General features: G+C 66.1%; 23 protein-coding genes and 1 other annotated feature. Of the genes, 13 read left to right on the top strand and 10 right to left on the bottom strand.

The genetic code is table 11. The features are described 5' to 3' along the window. Positions 1–26 precede the first annotated feature (26 nt). The 3 genes from ABW18_RS21570 to ABW18_RS23385 all read left to right on the top strand — a co-directional run bounded on the left by ABW18_RS21570 (position 27) and on the right by ABW18_RS23385 (position 2,413). A protein-coding gene (locus ABW18_RS21570) for an IS3 family transposase (protein WP_227918568.1) occupies positions 27–1,291 on the top strand; the annotation gives its coding sequence in 2 pieces (ribosomal slippage) (positions 27–333 and positions 333–1,291; 1,266 coding nt in all). Next, positions 329–460: a sequence feature (AL1L pseudoknot), on the top strand. Its footprint overlaps the gene before it by 132 nt. Further along, positions 1,206–1,496, top strand: coding sequence for an integrase core domain-containing protein (locus tag ABW18_RS23535; protein WP_083444495.1), 291 nt, complete (start codon positions 1,206–1,208; stop codon positions 1,494–1,496). Before ABW18_RS21570 ends, ABW18_RS23535 begins: the two co-directional genes overlap by 86 nt. Before the next feature lie 794 nt (positions 1,497–2,290). Then, positions 2,291–2,413: a hypothetical protein gene (locus ABW18_RS23385; RefSeq protein ID WP_265416843.1), complete on the top strand. Its 123-nt coding sequence runs from the start codon at positions 2,291–2,293 to the stop codon at positions 2,411–2,413. 121 nt (positions 2,414–2,534) lie between these two features. On the opposite strand, the gene ABW18_RS21560 is transcribed toward ABW18_RS23385, so the two are convergent. The 3 genes from ABW18_RS21560 to ABW18_RS21545 all read right to left on the bottom strand — a co-directional run bounded on the left by ABW18_RS21560 (position 2,535) and on the right by ABW18_RS21545 (position 4,412). Then, positions 2,535–3,092: a hypothetical protein gene (locus ABW18_RS21560; protein ID WP_005179606.1), complete on the bottom strand. Its 558-nt coding sequence runs from the start codon at positions 3,090–3,092 to the stop codon at positions 2,535–2,537. A gap of 162 nt (positions 3,093–3,254) precedes the next feature. Next, entirely contained in the window at positions 3,255–3,455 is a 201-nt protein-coding gene (locus ABW18_RS21555; protein ID WP_040519378.1) for a hypothetical protein, read from the bottom strand. Between the two features lie 762 nt (positions 3,456–4,217). Further along, positions 4,218–4,412 carry a hypothetical protein gene (locus tag ABW18_RS21545; RefSeq protein ID WP_005179596.1) on the bottom strand — a complete coding sequence of 65 codons (195 nt, stop codon included), beginning with the start codon at positions 4,410–4,412 and terminating at the stop codon, positions 4,218–4,220. Positions 4,413–4,629: 217 nt separating this feature from the next. On the opposite strand from ABW18_RS21545, the gene ABW18_RS21540 reads away from it, so the two are divergent. Beyond that, on the top strand, positions 4,630–7,254 hold the full coding sequence (locus ABW18_RS21540; RefSeq protein ID WP_005179594.1) for an AAA family ATPase: 2,625 nt from the start codon (positions 4,630–4,632) through the stop codon (positions 7,252–7,254). Between the two features lie 964 nt (positions 7,255–8,218). On the opposite strand, the gene merB is transcribed toward ABW18_RS21540, so the two are convergent. Genes merB through merA form a run of 3 tightly spaced genes read right to left on the bottom strand, consistent with a single transcriptional unit; the run spans position 8,219 to position 10,814 of the window. Beyond that, positions 8,219–8,860, bottom strand: a complete 642-nt coding sequence (merB, locus tag ABW18_RS21530) for an organomercurial lyase MerB (RefSeq protein WP_005179592.1) — start codon at positions 8,858–8,860, stop codon at positions 8,219–8,221. Continuing rightward, the gene (locus tag ABW18_RS21525) at positions 8,802–9,353 is read right to left on the bottom strand and encodes a MerR family transcriptional regulator (protein ID WP_005179589.1); all 552 of its coding nucleotides are present in this window, start codon (positions 9,351–9,353) and stop codon (positions 8,802–8,804) included. The genes merB and ABW18_RS21525 overlap by 59 nt, the downstream gene beginning before the upstream one ends. Before the next feature lie 24 nt (positions 9,354–9,377). After that, complete coding sequence (gene merA / locus ABW18_RS21520) at positions 9,378–10,814, bottom strand: mercury(II) reductase (RefSeq protein WP_005179588.1); 1,437 nt, start codon at positions 10,812–10,814, stop codon at positions 9,378–9,380. A gap of 124 nt (positions 10,815–10,938) precedes the next feature. Here merA and ABW18_RS21515 point away from each other — a divergent pair, with 124 nt between their 5' ends. Then, positions 10,939–11,316, top strand: coding sequence for an ArsR/SmtB family transcription factor (locus tag ABW18_RS21515; protein ID WP_005179587.1), 378 nt, complete (start codon positions 10,939–10,941; stop codon positions 11,314–11,316). Between the two features lie 612 nt (positions 11,317–11,928). On the opposite strand, the gene ABW18_RS21505 is transcribed toward ABW18_RS21515, so the two are convergent. The 3 genes from ABW18_RS21505 to ABW18_RS23285 form a co-directional block, all read right to left on the bottom strand. After that, positions 11,929–12,150 carry a hypothetical protein gene (locus tag ABW18_RS21505; RefSeq protein WP_005179582.1) on the bottom strand — a complete coding sequence of 74 codons (222 nt, stop codon included), beginning with the start codon at positions 12,148–12,150 and terminating at the stop codon, positions 11,929–11,931. Positions 12,151–12,285: 135 nt separating this feature from the next. Then, on the bottom strand, positions 12,286–14,073 hold the full coding sequence (locus ABW18_RS21500; protein ID WP_235434486.1) for an MMPL family transporter: 1,788 nt from the start codon (positions 14,071–14,073) through the stop codon (positions 12,286–12,288). Beyond that, entirely contained in the window at positions 13,998–14,546 is a 549-nt protein-coding gene (locus tag ABW18_RS23285) for a hypothetical protein (protein ID WP_005179572.1), read from the bottom strand. The genes ABW18_RS21500 and ABW18_RS23285 overlap by 76 nt, the downstream gene beginning before the upstream one ends. A gap of 115 nt (positions 14,547–14,661) precedes the next feature. Here ABW18_RS23285 and ABW18_RS21495 point away from each other — a divergent pair, with 115 nt between their 5' ends. From ABW18_RS21495 to ABW18_RS21470, 6 genes are all read left to right on the top strand, one after another. Next, positions 14,662–15,051 carry an ArsR/SmtB family transcription factor gene (locus tag ABW18_RS21495; RefSeq protein ID WP_049701015.1) on the top strand — a complete coding sequence of 130 codons (390 nt, stop codon included), beginning with the start codon at positions 14,662–14,664 and terminating at the stop codon, positions 15,049–15,051. Further along, on the top strand, positions 15,048–17,012 hold the full coding sequence (locus ABW18_RS21490) for a heavy metal translocating P-type ATPase (protein WP_005179568.1): 1,965 nt from the start codon (positions 15,048–15,050) through the stop codon (positions 17,010–17,012). Before ABW18_RS21495 ends, ABW18_RS21490 begins: the two co-directional genes overlap by 4 nt. After that, positions 17,009–17,539, top strand: a complete 531-nt coding sequence (gene lspA / locus ABW18_RS21485) for a signal peptidase II (protein WP_005179567.1) — start codon at positions 17,009–17,011, stop codon at positions 17,537–17,539. The genes ABW18_RS21490 and lspA overlap by 4 nt, the downstream gene beginning before the upstream one ends. After that, on the top strand, positions 17,490–19,067 hold the full coding sequence (locus ABW18_RS21480) for a DHA2 family efflux MFS transporter permease subunit (protein WP_049701014.1): 1,578 nt from the start codon (positions 17,490–17,492) through the stop codon (positions 19,065–19,067). The genes lspA and ABW18_RS21480 overlap by 50 nt, the downstream gene beginning before the upstream one ends. A 93-nt stretch (positions 19,068–19,160) precedes the next feature. Continuing rightward, on the top strand, positions 19,161–19,751 hold the full coding sequence (locus ABW18_RS21475) for a cadmium resistance transporter (RefSeq protein ID WP_005179560.1): 591 nt from the start codon (positions 19,161–19,163) through the stop codon (positions 19,749–19,751). A gap of 312 nt (positions 19,752–20,063) precedes the next feature. Continuing rightward, on the top strand, positions 20,064–20,405 hold the full coding sequence (locus tag ABW18_RS21470) for a hypothetical protein (protein ID WP_005179558.1): 342 nt from the start codon (positions 20,064–20,066) through the stop codon (positions 20,403–20,405). A gap of 143 nt (positions 20,406–20,548) precedes the next feature. Here ABW18_RS21470 and ABW18_RS23280 read toward each other — a convergent pair whose 3' ends face one another. Next, positions 20,549–21,106, bottom strand: a complete 558-nt coding sequence (locus ABW18_RS23280; RefSeq protein WP_005179554.1) for a hypothetical protein — start codon at positions 21,104–21,106, stop codon at positions 20,549–20,551. A gap of 837 nt (positions 21,107–21,943) precedes the next feature. Here ABW18_RS23280 and ABW18_RS21460 point away from each other — a divergent pair. Together ABW18_RS21460 and ABW18_RS21455 are read left to right on the top strand one after the other, a co-directional pair. Then, on the top strand, positions 21,944–22,654 hold the full coding sequence (locus ABW18_RS21460) for a helix-turn-helix transcriptional regulator (protein ID WP_235434485.1): 711 nt from the start codon (positions 21,944–21,946) through the stop codon (positions 22,652–22,654). After that, positions 22,651–22,839, top strand: a complete 189-nt coding sequence (locus ABW18_RS21455; RefSeq protein WP_005179548.1) for a hypothetical protein — start codon at positions 22,651–22,653, stop codon at positions 22,837–22,839. Before ABW18_RS21460 ends, ABW18_RS21455 begins: the two co-directional genes overlap by 4 nt. Positions 22,840–22,848 lie beyond the last annotated feature (9 nt).

Genomic DNA, 22,848 nt, shown 5'->3' with positions numbered 1-22,848 from the left:
CTGACCTTGGAAACGAGGATGCAGGTATGGCCACAGGATCGCCGTCAGGGAAGAAGCCGACCAGCCGTCGGTACAGCTCAGAAGAGAAGGCTGCCGCGGTCCGCATGGTCCGTAGTTTGCGGGCCGAACTGGGCACCGAGCAGGGCACCGTCTCACGGGTAGCTCATCAACTGGGCTACGGAGTGGAATCGGTCCGCTCCTGGGTGCGCCAGGCCGATATCGATGACGGACACACCCCCGGTGTCACCACCACAGAGGCCACCAGGGTCAAAGAGCTCGAACAAGAAGTCCGAGAGCTCAAGCGAGCCAACGAGATACTGAAACGAGCAGCGTCTTTCTTCGGGGCGGAGCTCGACCGCCAACACAAGAAGTAGTCACGTTCATCGATGATCAGCGGGCAGAATTCGGGGTTGAGCCCATCCTCGCCGTCCTGCGCAGCGCAGGTGTGCGGATGGCCCCGAGTACCTACTACGACATCAAGAGCCGCCGCCCCTCGGCGCGGTCGCAACGTGACGCTGTCCTCGCCCCTGCGCTACGACAGCTGTGGGAAGACAACTACCGGGTCTACGGTGCTCGCAAGCTATGGAAAGCTGCGCGTCGCGCTGGACACGATATCGGTCGTGACCAGGTTGTTCGACTGATGCACGCACTCGGAATCGAAGGCGCGCGGCGCGGCCGGCGGGTCCGCACGACCCGCCCCGATTCCTCGATGCCGCGCCACCCGGATCTGGTCAAACGGGAGTTCACCGCGACTACACCGAATCAACTGTGGGTCACCGATCTGACCTATGTCCCGACGTGGTCGGGCGTGGCGTACGTGTGTTTTATCATCGACGCCTACTCGCGGATGATCGTGGGGTGGCGAGTGGCCTCGCATATGAGGACTGCGATGGTCCTCGATGCGATCGGGATGGCCCGATGGAATCGGGGAAACATGTTGCCGGGCTTACGGTGTCACTCTGATGCGGGCGCGCAATTCACCTCCGTGCGTTACGGGGAACGTCTCGCCGAGATCGGGGCGACACCCTCGATCGGGACCGTGGGAGACAGTTACGATAACGCTCTGGCCGAGACGGTGAACGGCTACTACAAAGCGGAATTAATTTACGGACCCGCCCGCACCGGTCCATGGAAAACGGTCGACGACGTCGAACTGGCGACCCTGGGCTGGGTGCACTGGCACAACACCGAACGCCTCCACGGCTATCTCGGCAACATCCCACCCGTCGAGTTCGAAACCATCATCTACGATCAGTCACGGGCCGACCAACACCGGGTCGGAATCCCATAACCCGAGCCTCCGGGAAACCCAGGGCGCATCATGCCTCAACCGCAACTGCTGGCCGACGTTGCTCGAGGCCCGTGTAGTCATCGCCGACTTCAAAGACGACCACAACCATCGGCACCGCCACTCGGCACTGGGCTACCAGACCCCGGCCGAGTACAGTGCCGGATGCACCCACCGGCATCACCCCGTGGGCTGCGAGATCGACTGATCAACTGCAAGTTAGGAACTGGCTCTAGAACTGACTGGACCGGTTATCGGGGACCTGCCAACTCGAGCTCGGTCACATCGTCCAAGACGCGTCCCTCCAAGAAGCTGGACAAGTATGGACACCCGGTTCTCGATGGATGGCCGCGACGCCTGGTTCTTCTGGTCCAGTACACCGTCGACTGACATTCGAGCCGTGCGTGTCGTCGTGGTCGGCGCGTCCGACCTTTGCGGGGTCTGGTCACCCTGCCCGTCGGTACGGACCACGCCTAGTCTAGGGCCGGGCGAACCTGAGTCCGCTAGCGACCGACGAACACAGACACCCAAGGACACGTTTCCCGCAGCCGCGGCCTGACCCCCCTTGTCCCTGTTGTACGCAAGTGGGCGCAAGCATTGCTGCAGTAGTTGCAACCGGCACGTTTGTCAACCGGACCCGTGCCTGGCGCCGCCGTTAACCACCGTGCCGTCCTCTCGGCTCCAACCGCTACAGGGCCTGGTAGCACCGGCACATACCGTCAGGCGTTACCTCATCGGTTGTCGACAACAGATAAGGCGACCTACTGGCTTGCGGGAAGGCCAGTAGGTCCCCATCCGGAAGCCATGAGGCGGCTGGGTTATCCGTGACCAGCGATCCGGATAGTCTTGTTTTGCACGATGATGCTGCATCGCTCGCGTCGACAGTTTCGGCACCGTGGCGCGCGGGCTGCGGCGGCGAAGCATCCGGGATGTAACCGCCCCAATAGGAATGGCACTCACGTCGCCGGACTCATCCGGACCGACACCTCAGGTAGCGGACCAGTGCCGGCCCCACCGGCACTGTTGACCCGGATCGCGCGCATCCTCACCACCGCAGCCGAGCACACAAGCAACACCGACCTGGCCGCAACGCTGCGCCGCGATGTCATGCGCGCCTCGGGCTAGTGGGTGGCGTGTAGCCGCGTAGTGAGGCTACAATCGGAGCCGCAGCCAGCCCATTGCGGTGGGTTTGGAAGTGAGCCACAGGATTACTCGCCGGACGACGAGGCCTGTGGCTCGCGGTCTTTTAGGGGCCGATGGTGTGTATTTCGACACCGGCGCCGAGTATGTCGAGATAGTCCCCGCGGCCGCACCGCTGTTGCACCACGGCACCGCACACGATGTCGGCAACCCACAGCGCCGGTTCGTGACGGCCGATAGCGTGGTCAATTCGCAGAGTCGGGGCGACGGCTTGTCGGGCGCGGAGCTTTTGCAGCATGTCCATGTCGCTTGCGTCCTGTTGGCCTCGGGATTCCAGCGTGATCGTGGCGCAAGGCATGTCGGCCAGGTGCGGCAGTAGGAACTCCATGCATTTGCATCGGTGCCAGCGATCCGAGGATTCCTTGTCGACGTGCACGACGACGAACCCTGTCAGGGGTAGTTCGGCGATCGCGGTGACGAGTTCGGTTCGTCGTTGCTCGCTGCTGCCGTGCCAGTGCACCTTCGGCTCGGCCAAGCGCAGCGCTTCCATAGCTGCGCGGAGGGTGTCGACGTCGTCTTCGTCGCAGAGGGCTGCGGACATCAGGTACGCGCCGGGGTCCATGTCCGGGCGCGACCCGCTCTCGTCTGCCCACGCCGTCAACATGATGGAACACCCTATTGGTCTGGTACGACTCGACAGGGCTCAGGGGACACACATGGACGGCTTTCTGAGCCCCTCCTCTCGCTCAAACGTCACCACTCCGCTCATGTGGCAACCGACCGCGGGGAGGGCGGCAGCGCAGCGCAGCGGAGAAGCTGTTTGTGACTATTGGAGCCGGTCGGCCTGTCCCCCGGTCTGATCGGCGTACGCCTGGGCTTCGTCGAGCTCGTTGGCGGTGTAGGTGCGGATGCCGGCGGGTTGGCCGGCCGGACGCACGATGAGCGTCAGGTCAGGCAACTCGACGCGGCCGCGTTTGGGTGCGACGCGGTTGGTGGGGCCTGCCCCCGTGTCATTGTTGTCAGTCATTGCGGTGCTGGGCCCTCTCGCGGTTGCAGTGCTTCGGGCGGCACCCACATGGTGATGGTGGCCGAGGAGACGCGGTTGGCGCTCTCGACTGGCATCTGACATATCCCGCGCCAGAGGCCGTTTGAGGTTTGGAGCCACGCTAATAGCAGTGCGGGCATGGTCGGCTCGATCCGGGCTCCGAATGCGCGGACTCGCAGTGACACTCCCCCGCCGGCCGCATAGGAGCGGCCGCACGAGGGGGCCGCGATCGCGATGTCGACAACAACGGGCTTCGGCGGGTCGAACACGCGCAGTGTTCGGGTGTCGGGGCCAGTGGTCGAACATGCACAGAGTGTCATCTCGCAAGACATCGGTGACAGTTCTGCATCAGGCCATAGGTGACAGAGTGAGGGGTCTTGGTGGTGACACTTCTTCATTTGGTTTCCGCCACGCACCGCTATGTGCCTTGCGTTGCGTGGCGCGGTTGCCTATGAGGGGGGCCTGACGCAGGTGCTCAACTGACCGCGCCTGCGACGGTTCAGCAGCACCCCGTGATGGCGCTGAGAACGCTGCGCAGCGCTTCCAACGACTCTGGCCGGGCACGGTAGTAGACGGGTGATAGAGCTGCAGCCTTGTTGATCGCGCTGATCGTGGAGGGGGTCAAATCGATTCTCGGAACAGCCTGGGCGGCGATCCGCGCGGTAGCCGCCTGAACTTTCTTCGAGGAGTCGGTACTATCGCTCTCCGACGGACTCATGTCGCCCCCTTCAGTAGCCCTCCTGACTAGCCTACTGGGCAGTTCCGCCACACCCGGAGATTATGTGCGCCGCTGGCGATGCTTGCCACGCCTGCCTCGTCGGTGAGGTCGATTCTGGTGGCACCGATCCGCTCGCAGAGAGTCTCGACGTCGGGACAGCCGTCCCAGATCAGGTAGTAGCACTCGTCAGGGGTGGTGGTGTGACGGGTCAGATGTGTCATCGCGACACCGATCTGCCAGATCTCTGAGGGGCCGGGCTCGCCGAAGTCAGGGATGTGCGCCTCACTTTCCTTCTGACCTATGACCGGGGCCGACAGAACGCAAACGGCTCGATGCGGACTGGCAGTCTCTGTATCGTCGATCGAGGTTTCGCAGCGTTAGCCGACTGCGTGTCAGCCTGCCCCATGTTTTCTCAGGCGATCGGAGGGTTGTCGATCAATGACTGCTGCAGCGCGCTTCTGGGCAGTTGATCTGCACGTTCACACGCCCGGTTCTAGCGACGCCAAGGACGAGCATTACGGCACGCCCGGAGACATTGTCGAGGCCGCGCTTGCCGCCGGCCTTGACGCTATCGCCATCACAGACCACAACACGGTCTCCTGGTGTAGTCACATCGCCGACGCAGCGGTCGGCACTCCACTCGTCGTCCTGCCCGGGGTCGAGATCAGCACCAACGAGGGCCATCTGCTCGCCATCTGGGAGCAAGGAACTGACCCGGCGCTGATCGAAGAGGTCCTGGTGAAGCTCAACATCGGCCAAGCAGACCGCGGCAAATTGGACATCAGCGCCAACGCTGGCTTCGCCGACGCCGCGACGAAGATCGCAGCCTCCGGTGGGTTGGCCATACCTGCCCACATCGAGAAGGACAAAGGGCTGATGCGGTTGACGGTTCCGGCTCACGTCAGGGAGATCTTGCTGCACGACGACGTCTGCGCCGTTGAGATCGTTCACCTCGACACCGCAGACGACGTCCGTAACAAACTCGGCGAGCAACGAAACATGGCCTTCGTCCGCGGATCGGACACCTGGGACAAGGACGAAAGCCATCATGCGCTGTCCGGAATCGGTGCGCGCCGCACCTGGATAAAGGCCAGCCGCCCGGATCTGATTGGACTCCGCCACGCGCTCGCCGACCCGCAGTTGCGCGTCTTGCTGCAGCAGCCAGCTCCGACCACCTACACCCGCATCGAAGACATTGAGTTCCTGGGTGGATTCCTCGGCGGCGAACGCATCCGCTTCTCGCCAGACTTAAATTGCCTTCTTGGCGGCACGGGGGCGGGCAAGTCTTTGGTACTGGAGGCGATTCGATTCGTTCTGAGCCAGCAGGTCGACGCCATCGCTTTTCCTCACATTCGAACCGAGATCGACTCGCGGATGGACAAGGCGCTGATGAACAACAGCACGGTCGTCGTGCATGTCGCCGGCGACGGCGTGCGATACCGGATGGAGCGGACGTACAACGCCGGCGGATCGCCAGCTGCCCGCGTCCTGCAACAGACCGGAAGCGACTGGGCTGAAATCAACGACGACCCCGCCCTCATCTGCCCGATCGCGGCGTTCTCGCAAGGAGAGATCCTCGAGTACTCCCGAGAGCCGGTTGGTCGCATGGCCCTGGTTGACGCGTCGATCGACCTGGAGGCGGTCAACGCCTCCATCGAAGCCGCGATCGGGGGCCTGCGGGTCAACGCCGGAAAACTGATCGCGGCTCGGCAACGCGTCCAGCGATTAGAATCCGAGACCGCTGGCGGGGCGGAACTTGGCGAACAAGTTCGCCAACTCGAGGAACTGTTCAAAACCGAGACGGTGAAGGAGCAGTCGGGGTGGACCGCAGAGCAGACCAGCTTGCACGGCACACGGAACGACCTCGCCGACCTCGACGCGCCCGCGTTCAATCTGCCCGAAGCCGAATTGCACGAGTCAGTGGGCGAGAACGCTGGCTTGTTCCTCGAAGCCAATGCCGTGCTGGCACTTCTACGCGAACGCCTCGACACGGGACGCACGCAGATTCTCGAAGCGATCGCCGAGGCTGCGAAGGCCATGGCGCGCATTGAGGGTCAGTGGAGAACGCGGTTCGACGAGTTCAAGATCCGCCTCGATGAAGAACTCGACAAGATTGATCCGGAAGCATCTCTTACGGCTTTGCGCGCGAGCCTCGAACAGTTGCAGTCCAAACTCACTCAACTCCAGGCTGCCAGGGCCGCGCTTGAACATCGCGCTCGGCCCGATCTGGCTCGACTGGAGCAGGAAAGACATGACCTCACCGACGCCCTTCACGCTGCGCGACGCACACGGCGGGACATGCGCCGGGCGCGGGTCATAGACCTCAACGCGAAGGCGGCTGGCTTCGTCAAGCTCGACGTTCCCAACCAAGGGGACCAGTCTGAGTTTCGCCGTGCGCTCGACCTGATCAAGGTGGGCTCACGGGTCAGGGAGGACTTCCTGAATGAACTCGCGCTTCGGACGCATCCGCTGAGGTTCGTCCGCTCAATGTGGTCGCATAACCTCGCCGAACTCGTAGATATCGATCATGGAATCGACATGGCGAGTCTCGCCAAGCTGCTCACGAACATCGACGAACGCAATTTGTGGGAGGACCTACTGAATCTGCAGGCCATCGACCGTCCCGATGTCCTCACCATCAAGTTCAAGAAGCCCGGCGACCAAACCTACACGGCGATCGAACAACTCGCTCATGGCCAGCGATGCACGGCCATCCTGGTCATTTTGCTCGCCGACGGTGACACACCGGTGCTCGTCGATCAACCAGAGGATGCGCTGCACGCCCCGTGGATCGAGGAGTACCTCGTCGATCGTCTACGTTCGCTGCGCAGCAGCCGCCAATATCTGTTTGCCACCCGCAGTCCGGGCATAGTCGTGAGCGGCGATGCGGAGCAGATCGTGACGATGAAAGCAACCGCCGGACATGGCCAGATCGAAGCGGTGGGTTCACTCGAGCGGTACGAACTTAACGCCTTGGCGTTGGAACACCTTGAGGGAGGCCGGGTCCCATTCAGTAGACGTACGTTGAAGTTGAAAGTGTCCGTCGACCCACCAACGCCCTAAAGCGACCGTGCCCCGTCGAACTCGACCGGTTGCACCACGTCGATGCGTTCGATCCCGTGATTCCGGCACACTTTCGTCACTGGTGACGAAACATATTGCAGTGCAAAGCAATTCGCCGATAACGTATCTTATGTCAAGTAAGCCCCTGCATATTGCATCAGATGCAACACGTGGCCTGAGATCCGTCATTTGGATGTCAGTTGGCGACCTGGGGATTCGTCACTCGTGTCAGTAGCGCTCGTCACCGGAGTCATCTACCCGTGCGTATCTCGAGCGCGCACCGCCACCCTGACTCTCGATCTGTAGATCAGCGGATGCCTTCGGCCGCCAGGCCCTCGCGCTGCTGGGTGGCGTCGATGCTGAATGCGCCGCCGTGGATCAGCTCACCGAGGCCACTACCGAGGCATTCCAGCAGTACCCCGACTACGCGGTGATCACCAGTTTTCCTGGCCTGGCTGACCTCTCCGGCGCTCGGGTGCTCGGCGAGATCGGCGACGACCGCGAGCGGTTCACCGACGCCCGTTCGCTGAAGGACCTACGCCGGTTCTGTGCTGATCACGCGGGCCTCCGGGCGCAGCATCTCGATTACCCGCCGCGTGGTGAAGAACAACCGACTCAACGCTGCAGGATTCCTTTGGGCGTTCGCCGCGATGGCGAAAGCCGGCGCACCCCAAGACCATTAACGCCGAGGACGCGACCGCGGCGATCGGCACGCCGCTGCGCTTCGGCACCTCTTCGACCGCTTGCTCGGGCAGCTCCACTACTGCTTGCAAACCGGTCAGCACTACGACCCGATCAAGGCGTTCGGGCCCGCTCAGGACGCGTCCTTCGAGATCGCGGCTTGACCTCTTGGTGTGATCGGAGGTCTTCTTCGGCGCGTTCAAGACCGATATCGACGCCGAACTCGCCCAGCTCGGCCCGACCGGGTACCGGCCCTTGTGGGTGCGCGACACCCTGTTCTGAGTCAGCAGCACGGCGCCTCGCCGGCCGGGTCGATGAGCGCCTCGGCCAGTGGGCGTGCGAGCTGGGTGTAGGCGTCGGCGACCGGTAGCACGGTCATCCCAGGATGCTCGGATCGCCACTGCTCGGCGGCGTCGGGAGTGGCCAGGAACATCTGCGGATTGCAGCAGGTGGCGCGGACCTGCCCGCCCCGGATCCCGGCGGGGTCGACGAAGGCCACCATCGCGGCGGCCGGTTGCAGGTCGGTGACTCCCGTGACTGGATCGACGGTCAATCGCACGGCGCTGACGGTAACCGGGCACTCGGATTCGACGTGTGCGCTCGCCCCGATCACGGCGGGGAAGACGAGCGTGTCGGGCGCACACCAGGTGTAGAGCTGATGGCCTGCGACGGTGAATCGGTGCGGGGTCGGATTCAGGGTCAATCCCCACCCGAGGACCCGGCCCTGCTCGTCGTATTCGATGTCGGCGCCGATCGGTGTCTCTTCGAGATCTCCGGCGTCGACACCGGCTGCGGCCGCCAACTCCGTGACGGTGACCGGCGCTCCGTGGGCCAGCAGCCGCAGCGCGGCCCGCAGCAGCGCCCGGTCACGGTCGGCTGGTGCGATCGTGGCGAAAACGTCGGCGGGAATGGAGTCGGTGCTCATGAGAGTCAGCCTTTCCGAGAATGCGTCGGGTGCGATGTCGATGACGGTAGGGTCTGCCCCCGGGGGCAGAGTCAAGCCCGCGTCGGGCATCGGCACGGACCTCGGTCCAGCACACATCGTCGGCGGCCCACCGCGCACGGTGGATGCTGGTGAAGTCGTCGATGCGGTCGAGGATCTGCTGGGCGTCGCTGATCCGGCGGTGCAGCCGCTGTCGCGACCGCTCCAGTAGCTCGGCCAGACGCGCGCCGACCGCTCCGTCTCCACTATCGACGGCGTCATCGGTGAGCTGGCAGATCTCGGCGATGGTGAGCCCAAGCCCGCGCAGCTCGCCGATGAACCGCACACACCACAGTGCGTCATCGGTGTACAGGCGGTAGCCGGCCGCGCTGCGCCCCAGGGTGTGGATGAGCCCGAGGTCGGTGTATTCACGCAACGCCTTCACCCTCACCCCGGTCCGCGCCGACAACACGCCGATCGTCATGTGCCCGTTCATCTCGGCCTTTCCTGGAGGAGATCGTCAGCCTGCGCAGCAGGACAGTTTCGTCACGTCGGTGGTGAAGGTCTGGGCGGTCAGTTTCAACGCTTCGGCCATGGTCAGATACGGCGCCCAGCTGTGGGCGAGCCGGTCGACGGTCATACCCGCGGTCATCGCGTATCCGGCGGCGGTGATCAGGTCTCCGGCACCCTCGGCCAGCGCGTGCACGCCCAAGATCCGGCCGGTATCGGCGTCGGCGACGATCTTGGCCAGGCCACGGGTATCGCGATTGACCAGCGCCCGCGCCACACTCGACAACGCCAGCGTCCGGCACCGGCACCGGTATCCGGCCGTCACCGCCTCGGCCTCGGTGAGCCCCACGGCGGCGATGGCGGGGCTGGTGAACGTCAGCCGCGGCACTGTGGCGTAGTCCAGGACCCGATCCGCGTCGGCGAACGCGTTGTCGGCCACCAGCGTTCCCTGCGCGGCGGCCACATACACGAACTGCGGGCCCCCGGCCACGTCCCCGGCCGCCCAGATCCGGGCATTGTCGGTGCGCTGACGGTCATCGACGATCACCGCGCCGCGCCCGTCGACACCGACCCCGACCGCCTCCAGGCCCAGCCCCGCGGTGTTCGGGCGGCGACCGGTCGCGACCAACACGTGTTCGGCCCGCAGCTCGCTGACCCTGGCCCGAGTGCGCACGCTCACCAGCTTGTGGCCGCCACCGGCCAGGACCTTCTCGACGGTGGCCGCGGTCAACACGGCGATATGCTCATCGGCGAAGACAGCCTCGATCGCGGCCGAGATTTCCGGTTCCTCGCCCGGCGCCAGCCGCCCCAGGGCCTCGATCACCGTCACCCGGGTGCCGAGGCGGGCGAACAACTGGGCTTGTTCGAGCCCGACAGTGTTGCCGCCGATCACGATCAGCGACTCCGGGAGCCGCTTCAGGTCCATGGCGGTGGTCGAGGTCAGATACCCGGCCTCGACCAGACCGTCGATCGGCGGGATCCACGGCGTCGCACCGGTCGCGATCAGGTAATGGCCAGCCTCGATCACCCGGGTCCCGCCGTCGTTCGCTCCGACCCGCAACCCCGGCGCCGCACTCGTGCCGTCGAACACTGCCGTGCCGGAGACGATCTCCCACCCGTACTCGCCCGCCAGCTCGATGTACTTGTTTGCCCGCAGCTGCGCGACCAGCGCGTCCTTACCGGCGATCAGGCCCGGAAAATCCAGCGGCACCGCAGCGGCACCCAGGCCGGGAAACCGGTCGGCGGCGGCTGCGGCGTGGCGGGCCTCCGCGGCGGCCAGCAACGTCTTCGACGGCACACACCCGACGTTCACGCAGGTGCCACCGACGGTGTCGCGCTCGATCATCACCACGGACCTGCCGTGGCCGACCGCGGCGATAGCGGCGGCGAACGCCGCCGAACCGGACCCGACGATCGCCAGATCCGGACGGGATTGTGTCGTGGCCACGCCTGCCTCCTGAGGGGTTGAGCAACCGCGTCGCCAGCCAACGGCTGCTATTCGCATTGACGAATACCTACAGGGCTCATACTATGCGCTTAAGCGAATAGTTCAAGTGGTGTGGAGGTGCCCCATGTCCCGGTCCACGACCGCCGTGCCCGGCGACGAGCTGGCGTGCACACATCTGGATACGACGGCGAAGTTCTTTCGCGCCCTGTCGGATCCGACCCGGTTGAAGCTGCTGGAATACATCCTCGCCGGCGAACGCACCTCGGCCGACTGCGTCGCCCACGCCGGCATCTCCCAGCCGCGGGTGTCGGTGCACCTGTCGTGTCTGGCCGATTGCGGATACATCGTCGCGCGCCGTGACGGCAAGAAGCTGCGGTACACGGTCGGAGACCCGCGCGTGGCCGAACTGGTGCTGCTCGCCCGGTTGCTCGCGGCCGACAACGCCGCCGCCCTGACGTGCTGCACCCGCATCGACCAGGTACCGGACGGTGACCGGACATGAACGCCCTCGACAGCCCTCACGTCTCGGCAGCCGCTCACCGTCGGCGGGTTCACCGCGGCTGGGACTGGGTGTCAAGCTCGCCGAGGTCGATGCCGAGCTCGCCGAACTCACCGCGGTCCGGCGACACCCTGGCCGCCGCGCTGGCGGCCGGACGCGAAGACCTGCTCGAGCGCAGCGAATCCCCCTGCTGCCCTGTCCCATCGACACCGAACCCAGCGCCAGGCAGCGGTGGCTCGGCGAGCTGCGGGGGAGGCCGTTGTGGCTGCTGCGACCTAGACACGCCGCTGGCGGGCTTGCATCGGGACCGCGGCACTGCTGCCTGGGCTGTTGCGCGGTGGTGCCCCGCTGCTGATCGCGGCCGTAGCACTGAGCAGCGGCACGCTGCTGGTGAGCCTGTCATGGCTCCAACCGCTCGGATTCGCCCATCGGACTCGGGCTCCTCGGACTGATCTGGTCCCGCCAATGACTCGCGCCCGCGGCTGCGATGAGGGCTGCGCAGCCACACCTTCCGGCGACGCGGGCACTCCGGCCCGCACCACCGCCGCGACCTGGCTCAGGCCGTCACCGAGTTTGGCGCCTGCGAGGCCACCACGGTGATCAGCACCGTAGCCATCAACGGCGCCATCGCCGGTGCTCACCGCGCGCCGAGACCCGCTGCCCGGTCCCGGCGCGCGGTACACCTGGGGTGAGCCACGCCAGCGTCAGTGGGATGACGATCAACACGAGGAACGCTTCCAGGAACGGTCCGGCCTCCACGAACTCGGCCAGATCCGACGTAGAGCCGCAGCTGGTGGCAGGGACACCGCTCCGCCGCGCCAGCTGGGTAATACGCATCATCACCACCCCGCGACCCTGAACCTTCGACTCGACTCGAAGGTCAGACCGGCCGTGACGGTTGCCCCCGAGGGCGGTGTGGCCCCGGCGGCCGGTCCCGTGTCCGCGACGAATCAACCTGGTCTGATCGCCGCGCTACTCAGCGGCGGCCCGTGGTGCGCGAGTGTTGGGTGGGCGAAACCTGAGGGCGGGCAGCCACCAGTTCCAGCCGCCGAGCAGGCGCATGAGGGCGGGGACGAGGACGAGGCGGATGAGGACGGCGTCGATGGCGACGGCGACGGCAAGGGCGAGTCCGAGTTGTTTGAGTTCGAGGATGTCGGCGGTGAGGAAGCTTGCGAAGATGGCGATCATGATCGCGGCGGCCGCGGTGATGGGGCGTGCGGTGTGGGTGAGCCCGGCCGCGACGGCGCGCTGGTTGTCGCCGCTGGCGTCCCAGTATTCGCGGATGCGACGAATCAGGAACACCTCGTAGTCCATCGAGAGCCCGAACAGTAGCGCGAACACCACGGTGGGTAGGTAGACCTGCACGAATCCGGGGCTGGTGAAGTCGAGGACGTTCTCGCCCAGACCCCACTGGAACACCGCGACGGTGATACCGAGGGCGGCGCCGGTGGCGAGCAGGTTCATCGCGATGGCCTTGAGGGGTAAGGCGATACTGCGGAAAGCGGCGATGAGGAAGACCAGCGAGGCGGTCAGCACCAGGGCTACGACCAGCGGAAGTTTGGTGGTCATTTCGTCGGAGAGATCGACGAATTCGGCGGTGCTGCCGCCGATGCGGATCTCGGCTCCGGCTGCGCCGGCGGCTGTGTTGCGCAGGTCGCGGACGAGGTCGGTGGCGGCCATCGAGTCGAAGGTGACCGAGGGGATCGCCATCGCGAGCATTCGACCGTCATTGAGCTGGGCGGGCAGGACGGTGTCGATGCGGGCGTCGCCGTCGATCTCGGTCAGGAATCGGTTGACCCGTGCTTCGGCGTCTGCGGTGAGTGGGGTGTCGCTGGGGCCGGTGGCGATGATCTCGACCGGGGAGAGTGCTCCGGGCGGGAAGTTGGTGTTCAATGCGGTGCTGGCGCGTCCGGTCGGGGTGTCGTCGAGGGCGGTGGTGCCCATGTCGAGGCCGTAGCGGATCCCGAATACCGGCAGCGCGGCGAGGACCAGCACCGCTGCGGCCGCGGTGCCGAAGAGGACGGGTCGGCGCATGACGAGATACGCCCAGCGCGCCCAGCGGCCACCGAGAACGCCGGGAGCGTCGGTGGCGCTGTCGGCAGGGCGCCAGCGGGCCGGGAGACTACCGCGGTTGACAGCCGGGCCCAAGGCGGCGAGCAGGGCGGGTAGCAGGGTGACGGCGACGGTGAGCATACTGGTGACGGCGGTGGCGACGCCGATGGCGATGCCACGGAAGATCGGTGCCTGGATGATGATCAACGCGCACAGCGAGATCATCACCACCAAGCCCGAGACCAGAATCGTTTTGCCTGCTGTGGCGAGGGAGCGACCGACGGCGCCGCTGATCGCGGCATGGTCTGGCCCGGTGTGGTGGGTGAGTTCTTCGCGGAAGCGGCTGACGATGAACATCGCGTAGTCGATACCGACGCCGAGGCCCACCATGGTGGCCATGGCCACGGTCAGCGAATCGAACGCGGTCACAGCAGTGAGGGTGAACAACACTCCGACCGCGGTCAGCATCCCGGCGATGGCCACTGCGATCGGGACCGCCGCTGCGGCCAGGGCGCCGAGGGCGAGGACGAGCAGGACCAGCGCGACCGGGATGCCGATTGCCTCGGCGCGGGCCAGGTCGGCGTTCTGCAGTTCGGTGGCCGCGTTCTGTACCGCCGAGTACCCGGTGACCCCTACGTCGATGGAATCGTCGCCGGTGGTGGCGATGGCGTCTTGCAGGTCGCGCGCGACTTTCGCGCGTTCGGCCATGTCGCCGTCCATGCCGGCGAGCGCGATCGCGACGTGACCGTCGGCCGAGATCTGGGATCAGATCCGGGCAGCCCGTCGTAGGGGCCGACGACGTCGACCACGCCCTCGACCGCGGTGGCGGCGGTGATCGTGCGAGCCACCGCTGCACGGAACTCGGCGTCGGTGGCGGTGACCGCGCCAGACTGCAGCACGATGACCGCCTGTTCCGTACCGAACTGCGGGAAGTGCCGGGCAACCAGGCGATCCACCTCGGTGGACTCCGAGCCCTCGACACCGAAATCCATCGCACCGAGCCGGTTCTCGAGCAGCGGGTAGGCCACCGCGCACACCACCAGCAGCAGTCCCCAGACCGCCAGGACCGCACGTCTGCGCCGGGCCATCAGAACGCCCCACCGATATAGCACTCCGGGCGAGCCCGGCGGCGATGGTTGCTGAGGCGAGTTCTCGACGACGGCGGACTTCTGCTGGTTCACGCGTTCTCCCTCCGTAGCGACCACGAATTGATCGCCATATCACGATGTAATCGTTGAAACGAGATTAATCACACTCTCACTCGATATCAATAGCTTTCGCCGCTATCATCGCTTTATGGCGATTAATGACGGCGGGGGTTGCCTCGTCGAGACGCAGGGGTTGGATCCGGCGGTGGCCCTGTTCCACAGCCTCTCCGATGCGACACGGTTGGCGATCGTGCACCGGCTGGCGTGCGGGGAAGCGCGGGTCTTGGACCTGATGGCCGGGCTCGGACTGGCTCAGTCAACGGTATCGGCGCACGTAGCGTGCCTGCGCGACTGCGGGCTGGTCGTGGGCCGCCCGCAAGGGCGGCAGGTGTTCTACAGCCTGGCCCGCCCGGAGTTGATGGACCTACTCGCCTCGGCAGAGTCCTTGCTCGCGGCGACAGGCAATGCGGTGGCGTTGTGCCCGAACTACGGCACCGACTCCACCACCGAGACGGAGAGCGCGGAGGTACGAGCATGAGCGACGCATGCGGCTGCGGCCACGACGAACCCGCCGGTGACGGCGAGGCCGAGGAACGCGAACCCGAAAAGCTCTGGGAAGTCAGTGAACTGCGCGTCGCCGCGGTCGCCGGAGTGCTGCTGGTCGCGGCACTGATCGTCGGCTGGACCGGCGGCCCACGCGCCGTCGAGTTGGGGTTGGAGATCGCCGCACTGCTCGTCGGTGCATACACCTTCGTCCCCTCCACGCTCAAACGGCTGGCCAAGGGCAAGATCGGTGTCGGCACGCTGATGACGATCGCCGCGATCGGCGCGGTGATCCTCGGCGAGGTCGGCGAAGCCGCCATGCTGGCGTTCCTGTTCTCCATCAGCGAGGGCCTCGAGGAGTACGCGGTCGCGCGCACCCGCCGCGGGCTGCGCGCCCTGTTGAACCTGGTACCGGACCGGGCCACCGTGCTACGCGACGGCACCGAAACCGTCATCGCCCCTGCCGAGCTGCGCGTCGGGGATCGGATGCTGGTGCGCCCCGGTGAGCGGGTCGCGACCGACGGGGTGATCGTCGACGGGCGTAGCGCGCTGGATGTTTCGGCGATCACCGGCGAATCGGTACCGGTGGAAGCCGGGCCGGGCGCGGAGGTGTTCGCCGGGGCGATCAACGGCACCGGTGTGCTGACCGTCGAGGTCACCACGACCGCCGAGGACAACTCCCTGGCACGGATCGTGCGGATCGTGGAGGCCGAGCAGGCCCGCAAGGGCGACGCTCAACGCTTGGCCGACAAGATCGCCAAACCGCTGGTGCCCGGCATCATGATCGCCGCCACAGCCATCGCGGTGATTGGCGCGCTCTTCGGGGATCCGGTCACCTGGATCGAACGTGCGCTGGTGGTGCTGGTCGCCGCCTCACCGTGCGCGCTGGCGATCTCGGTGCCGGTGACCGTGGTCGCCGCGATCGGTGCGGCGAGCAAGCTGGGTGTGCTGGTCAAGGGCGGTGCCGCACTCGAGGCGATGGGCCGGGTGCGCGAGGTCGCGCTGGACAAGACCGGCACGCTGACGGCGAACAAGCCTGCCGTCGTCGAGATCGCCGCCACCGGCGGTGTGCACGGGGACCGGGTGCTGGCGGTCGCGGCCGCGCTGGAATCGCGCAGTGAACATCCCCTCGCCCGCGCCATCCTCGCCGCCGTCGACACCGTCACTCCCGCCACCGACGTCGAGGCGGTCACCGGTGCCGGGTTGACCGGCCGCGTCGACGGACGCCGGGCGCGGCTGGGCCGTCCGGGCTGGATCGAACCGGGTGTTCTGGCCGCCGATGTGGAACGGATGCAGCACGCGGGGGCGACCGCGGTGCTGATCGAGCTCGACGGCCAGGTGATCGGTGCGATCGCTGTGCGCGACGAACTGCGGCCCGAGGCACACGAGGTCATCGACCGATTGCACGCGCTGGGAATCCGGGTCTCGATGCTCACCGGTGACAACGCCCGCACCGCCGCCGCTCTGGCCGCTGAGGCGGGGATCGAGGACGTGCACGCGGATCTGCGCCCGGAGGACAAGGCCCACATCGTGGGCGAACTGCGCAGCGACCGGTTCACCGCGATGGTCGGCGACGGCGTCAACGACGCCCCCGCACTGGCAACCGCCGACCTCGGTGTGGCGATGGGCGCGATGGGCACCGATGTCGCTATCGAAACCGCGGATGTGGCGTTGATGGGTGAGGACCTGCGGCACCTGCCGCGGGCTCTCGAGCACGCTCGTCGGGCTCGCCGGATCATGTTGCAAAACGTCGGTTTGTCGTTGGGGTTGATCACGATCTTGATCCCGCTCGCGCTGTTCGGGATTCTCGGGTTGGCGGCGGTGGTGCTGGTGCACGAACTCGCCGAGATCGTCGTCATCGCCAACGGTGTCCGCGCCGGACGCACCAAACCCCTGGCCTCGCTGACCGATTCGGCGGCAAAGCCCGCACCGGTACTGGCCGGAGCGCCCGCGTGACCGCCACCGCGTCGTCTGCTCCCACCGTGTCGCGGTGGGGGCGGCGACTGCGGTGGGTCGCTGCCGCGGCCGCGCTGGCCGGTATCGACCTCACGCTCAAAGCGTGGGCGCAGACCACGCTGGCCGGGGCCCCGATCGAGGCGGGTCCGGTGGACCTTAAGTTGGCGTTCAACCCGGGAGCGGCGTTCTCGATCGCCGCCGACGCACCGAGCTGGGTGATGCTCACGCTCACCACGGTGATCACCACCGCGGTCGCGGTCGGCGGATGGGTGGTCGCGCCGCGCGCGAACCTGCTCACCCGCGTCGCGCTCGCCGCGATCCTGGGCGGTGCCGCCGCCAACGTCATCGACCGGGCCCCCGACGGTGTGGTCACCGACTACCTGCACACCGGCTGGTGGCCCACCTTCAACCTCGCCGACACCTTCATCGTGCTCGGCGCGACCGCCCTCATCATCGCCACTCTGATCGGAAACTCCGATGAGCGAGAACCACTCTCACCCGAACACCACGCCGACGACCGGGACTGAGCCGGGCCCGTCACGTCGGTGGGCAGGGCTGGCGGCGCTGGTCGTCGCCCTGCTCACCGTCGGGCTGGACCTGATGGTTCTCAACGTCGCCCTGCCCACCCTGGCCCAAGACCTCGGCGCGAGCACCACCCAGTTGCAGTGGATCGTCAACGCCTACACCCTGGTCTTCGCCGCGCTCATGCTGCCCGCCAGCGGCTTCGGTGACCGCTACGGTCGCAAACGGCTGCTGCTGATAGGTTTGGTCGCCTTCGTCGCCGCCTCGGCCTGGGCCGCTTTCAGCGGGTCCACCGGCTCGCTGATCGCCGCCCGCGCGGTCATGGGCATCGGGGCCGCGATCATCGTGCCGCTGTCGCTGGGGATCCTGCCGACCCTGTTCGGCCCCGACCAGCGTCGCCGCGCGATCGCGGTGTGGGTCGGTGCACTGGGTGTCGGGTTGCCGCTGGGGCCGATCGTCGGTGGCTGGCTGCTGCAGCATTTCTGGTGGGGCTCGGTGTTTCTGATCAACGTCCCGGTCGGTGTCGCCGCCCTGGTTGCCTGTGTGGTGCTGTTGCCCGAATCGGTCGACCCGCATGCACCGGCGTTGGACTGGCTCGGGATCCTCACCGCCGTGCCCGGTACGGCGGCGCTGGTATTCGGCATCATCCAGGCTCCCGCGTACGGGTGGACCGATCCCGTCGTGCTCGCGGCTCTGGCGGCCGGTGTGTGGCTGATCGCGGGATTTCTGGTGTGGGAAAGCCGTGCCCGCGACCCATTGGTCGATCTGGCACTGTTCACCAATCCGGCCTTCACCTGGCCCACCCTGGCCGCAACCGCGGGCACCTTCACCCTGGTCGGCGTGCTGTTCGTGCTGCCGCAATACCTGCAGATACTGCGCTACCACGACGCCTTCGGCACCGGCCTGCGCTTGGTGCCTCTGGTGCTGGCGATCATCGTCGCCGCAGCCGCTGTGGACAAGATCGTGACCCGACTCGGCGCCAAAATCCCGATCGCCACCGGCATGGTGATCGCCGCGGCCGGATTCGTGCTCGCATCCCGCATCACCGTCGACTCCGGCTACGGCTTCGTCGCGGTGTGCCTGGCGACCGTGGGCCTGGGAGCCGGGCTGGCGTTGGCGCCGGCTGTCGACGCGGTCATGGCGAGCCTGCCCGAGCATCGCAGCGCCGCAGGAGCTGGGTTGCTGATGGCCATTCGACAGGTCGGTGCCGCGTTCAGCGTCGCGATCCTGGGCACCCTGCTCACCGTCGTTTACACCCGCGACCTCGACCCCCACCTGAGCGGCCTGCCCGAACCAGTGGTCAGCGCGGCGCGTGACAACATCGCCGGAGCGCAACTTGCCGCGACCCAGATTCCCGGCCCAGCGGGCGCCGATCTGGCCGCGTCCAGCGCCCACGCCTACAGCCACGCCATGTCCGCAGTGTTCCTTGCCAGCGCCGCCATCAGCGCACTACTGGCCGCGGCCATCGCCGCCAAACTCCCCAACCACACTCCTGCGCCCGCGCCGACATCACCGGCGCGTGATCGAAACTGAAATAGCCACTCCCATGACAGCGGCTACGGCACGCGACACAACTGCGTGTCAGCCGAGCAGCAGTGCACTCCCAGAGAAAGGGCATCCGCCGGAATGGTTACCTCGATCCTGCAGGCCATCGGACTCTTCCTGGTGACCAACATCGACGACATCATCGTGCTTTCGCTGTTCTTCGCCCGCGGCGCGGGAACCCGCGGAACAACGGCCGCCATCGCGACCGGACAATATCTCGGTTTCGGAGCGATCCTCGCCGCGTCGGTCCTCGTAGCGCTGGGAGTCACGGCGCTGCTGCCCGAAGAAGCCATCGCCTACTTCGGGCTCATTCCTCTGCTGCTCGGTCTGCTCGCCGCCTGGAGAGCATGGCGCAACAACGGCGACGACGATGAACGGTTCGAGGGCAAGAAGGTCGCGGTCTGGACGGTGGCGGCGGTGACCTTCGCCAACGGCGGCGACAACATCGGCGTCTACGTCCCGGTCTTCGCGACCGTGGGTACAGCGGCGATCGTCGCCTACTCGGTCGTGTTCCTGCTCTTGGTCGCCGTGCTGGTGTTCACCGCGAAGTTCCTCACCACCCGCAAGGCCATCGCCGAGATCTTGGAACGGTGGGAACACATCCTGTTCCCGCTCGTGCTGATCGTTCTCGGAATCGTCATCCTCGTCAGCGGCGGCGCATTCGGCCTCTGACCGTCGTCCCGGTCTGCACGGCCCAGATCACGGAGGACAGCGGCGATCGGCTCCAAAGAATGAAGTGCTATTCGAGGCCGTAACCGGTAGACAGCCGTCCTTCGGTTGGTCCATGGTTGTGCTCAGGGGCGCTGCACCGTTGTGGCACTACTACCACTGTGGCACTACTACCATCGACGTAGTTCAAGGCCTCCGGCAACGTGGGGCTTCTACCGCGCCTAGCGGCGGCCGAACGATGATCGTCGTCGGCCGTCGGCCGAGATTGTCGGCTGGTTGTTGCGGTGCGATTGCGCCAGCCGGTCCAGTTCCGCGGTGTCGACCTGGACCGATCCGGTGCAGTGGGCGCGGGTGCCCTCAGCGTCCCTCGAGGACCTCGCCCGGCATCGCGTGTTCGCCCCCGACAGCGACGTCGATGCCGACGATCGGCCTGAGGTCGCGGAGGCCGCACGCGCGGTGTGGCAGCGTGACCATCTCGACCCTCTCGATGTCGAGGCCGAGATCCGCGCCGCCGCGGATGCCCGCAGGGAGGCTGACGCGCGACTCGACGTCGCGGTGGCTAGGGCTCGCCGTTTGGGCCGGTCATGGGCTGACATCGGGGCAGCGGCCGGGATGACACGGCAGTCGGCGAACGAGCGCTGGAGGGACAGGGTGTGACAAGCCTTCACGGCGTCGGGCGTGGGTGGCGTGTAGCCACGTAGTGAGGCTACAATCGGAGCCGTAGCCAGCCCATTGCGGTGGGTTTGGAAGTGAGCCACAGGATTACTCGCCGGACGACGAGGCCTGTGGCTCGCGGTCTTTTAGGGGCCGATGGTGTGTATTTCGACTCCGGCGCCGAGTATGTCGAGGTAGTCCCCGCGGCCGCAGCGATGTTGCACGACGGCGCCGCACACGATATCGGCAACCCACAGGGCCGGTTCGTTACGACCGACAGCATGATCGATCCGCAGTGTCGAGGCCACGGCGCGTTGCGCGCGGAGCTTTTGCAGCATGTCCATATCGCTGGCGTCCTGTTGACCGCGTGATTCGAGAGTGATCGTGGAGCACGGCATATCAGCGAGATGTGGGAGTAGGAACTCCATACACTTTCGTCGGTGTCGCCGATCCGAGGAGTCCTTGTCAACGTGCACAACAACGAACCCGGTCAGAGGGAGCTGCGCGACCGCAGTGACGAGCTCAGTTCGGCGTTGTTCGCTGCTGCCGTGCCAGTGCACTTTAGGCTCGGCTAGGCGTAGAGCTTCCATCCTGTGACGGAGGGCGTCTACGTCTTCTTCATCGCACAGGGCGGCCGACATCAAGTACGCGCCGGGGTCCATGTCCGGCCGCGACCCGCTTTCGTCGGCCCAGGCTGTCAGCATGGGGAACAACCTTATGCGAGGGGTCCGACGCGGCCTGAAAACGTCGAGACGGCTACCGGACGTGACGACGCCACTTCTGCGGCAACCGACCGTCGAGGGAGGGCGGCAGAGCGCACCGGAGACGGGTTTACGACTTACGCGAGCCGGTCGACCCGTCCTCCGGTCTGGTCGGCGTGCGCCTGGGCCTGGGCCTGGGCCTCGTCGAGCTCATCAGCGGTGTAGTACGGAGCTCCCGGCGGGTTGGCCGGGTGGCCGCCCGCACGATGAGGGCCAGGTCGCCAGCTCGACGCGGCCGCGTTGCCGAGGTTCCCACCGCAACACGATCCCGCCGCCTCTACATCAGCTACGGATCGGCGACCGGCTCCTCGCACTGATAGCGAGTCGCGAAGCGCACCGCCGGACGCCTACATGCCCAATCCGCCGGGTTACCAACGCCGGATCGACAGAAATCTGAGATCACCTCAATGGTCTTGTCGCGAAACAAGCGACTACGCGTATCTGCAAAATCGAGGTGTGGCATCTCGCATCAGCGTCGCATAAGTGTCGCACTTAGCATCGCACTAAGTATCGCATTCCCTATGAGATGGAACGGCACCGCAATCGGCAGGCTTCCGATCCGGATTCGATAGGTTCCCGTTTCGTGGCAAGCTGACGCTCATGGACAAGCAAATTCCGGCGTCTGGATCTGGCACGGTCCCCTCGCCTCCCCCACCCGCACCGAGCCCAGGTGCGACGCGGGAGAAGTTGCTCTCTTGGTCGCCGCGCAGGTACTCAGTCAACCGGTTTGTCCTCGTCCAACAGCCTGATGAGACGAAGCCGCGGCCGAGCACGGTGGGCGTGCTGACGAAGGGTCGGCATCACCGCGCGCTGGTCCTCTATCTGCTGCTGCTGACGTGGTGGCCGTGGCTCTCCTTGCGACACACTCCGCTGGCGGCCGAGGTGTGGGTTCGCGCACTGACCGCGGAGGGGCCGGGGACAGCGAACGCGCTCACCTGGTCGCCGTCTACGTTGTCGCGAACGTGGGGCGAGCTCGAGGAACTGGGACTGGTCGAACGTAAAAGGGAAGGGCGACTGACCCGCATCGTCCCGCGTCGCGAGGACGGGAAGGACGACTACGTTGCACCGGCTGGTCAGAAGAAGGATTGGTACAACGCCTACTTCACCCTCCCTCATGAGTTCTGGACAGAGCAGCACTTCGCGACGCTGAGTCCTGCCGCCCTCGCGGTGCTGCTGATCGTCTTGAAGGAGACAACGAAGAAGCCTGACGTCGAGCTCCTCCGGGAGAAGATGCAGGACTGGTACGGGATCTCAGGCAAGACGGTGACAAAGGGTATCCAGGAGCTGATGGCCGCTGGCCTGATAGAGGAGCGACTGCGGTGGGAGGAAGACCTGTCCGCGAAGCTCGGGTACGTCAAGCATCACCACTATGGGTTGACGGGTGTTTTCAGCACCGAGGAGAGGGCGGGGCGACGACGCGTAGCGCGGCGCAAGCGCAGGTTGAACGAACGCAAGAAGTCCAAAAAGGCTGCCCAGGAGGCGAAATCATGACTGCGAGCACACCGCCACCGTGGCCGCCGCACACGTGGTCGAAGTACGCATGGAAAACGATCGGCCAGGCGATGCGGTCGACGGCCACAACCGTCCGTTTCGTGGCGATCTTGGCAGCGATCTTCGTGCTGCCCAGCGTTGCCGCTGCGATCTCGTTCGTGATCGTCCGTTCCGTGTACTTCTAGGACTGGAAC

The sequence above is a fragment of the Gordonia jacobaea genome (assembly GCF_001186365.1).
In the GTDB taxonomy this organism is placed as follows: Bacteria; Actinomycetota; Actinomycetes; order Mycobacteriales; family Mycobacteriaceae; genus Gordonia; species Gordonia jacobaea.
The sequence above is the reverse complement of the archived record's forward strand: the minus strand, read 5'-3'. Positions and strand labels throughout refer to the sequence as shown.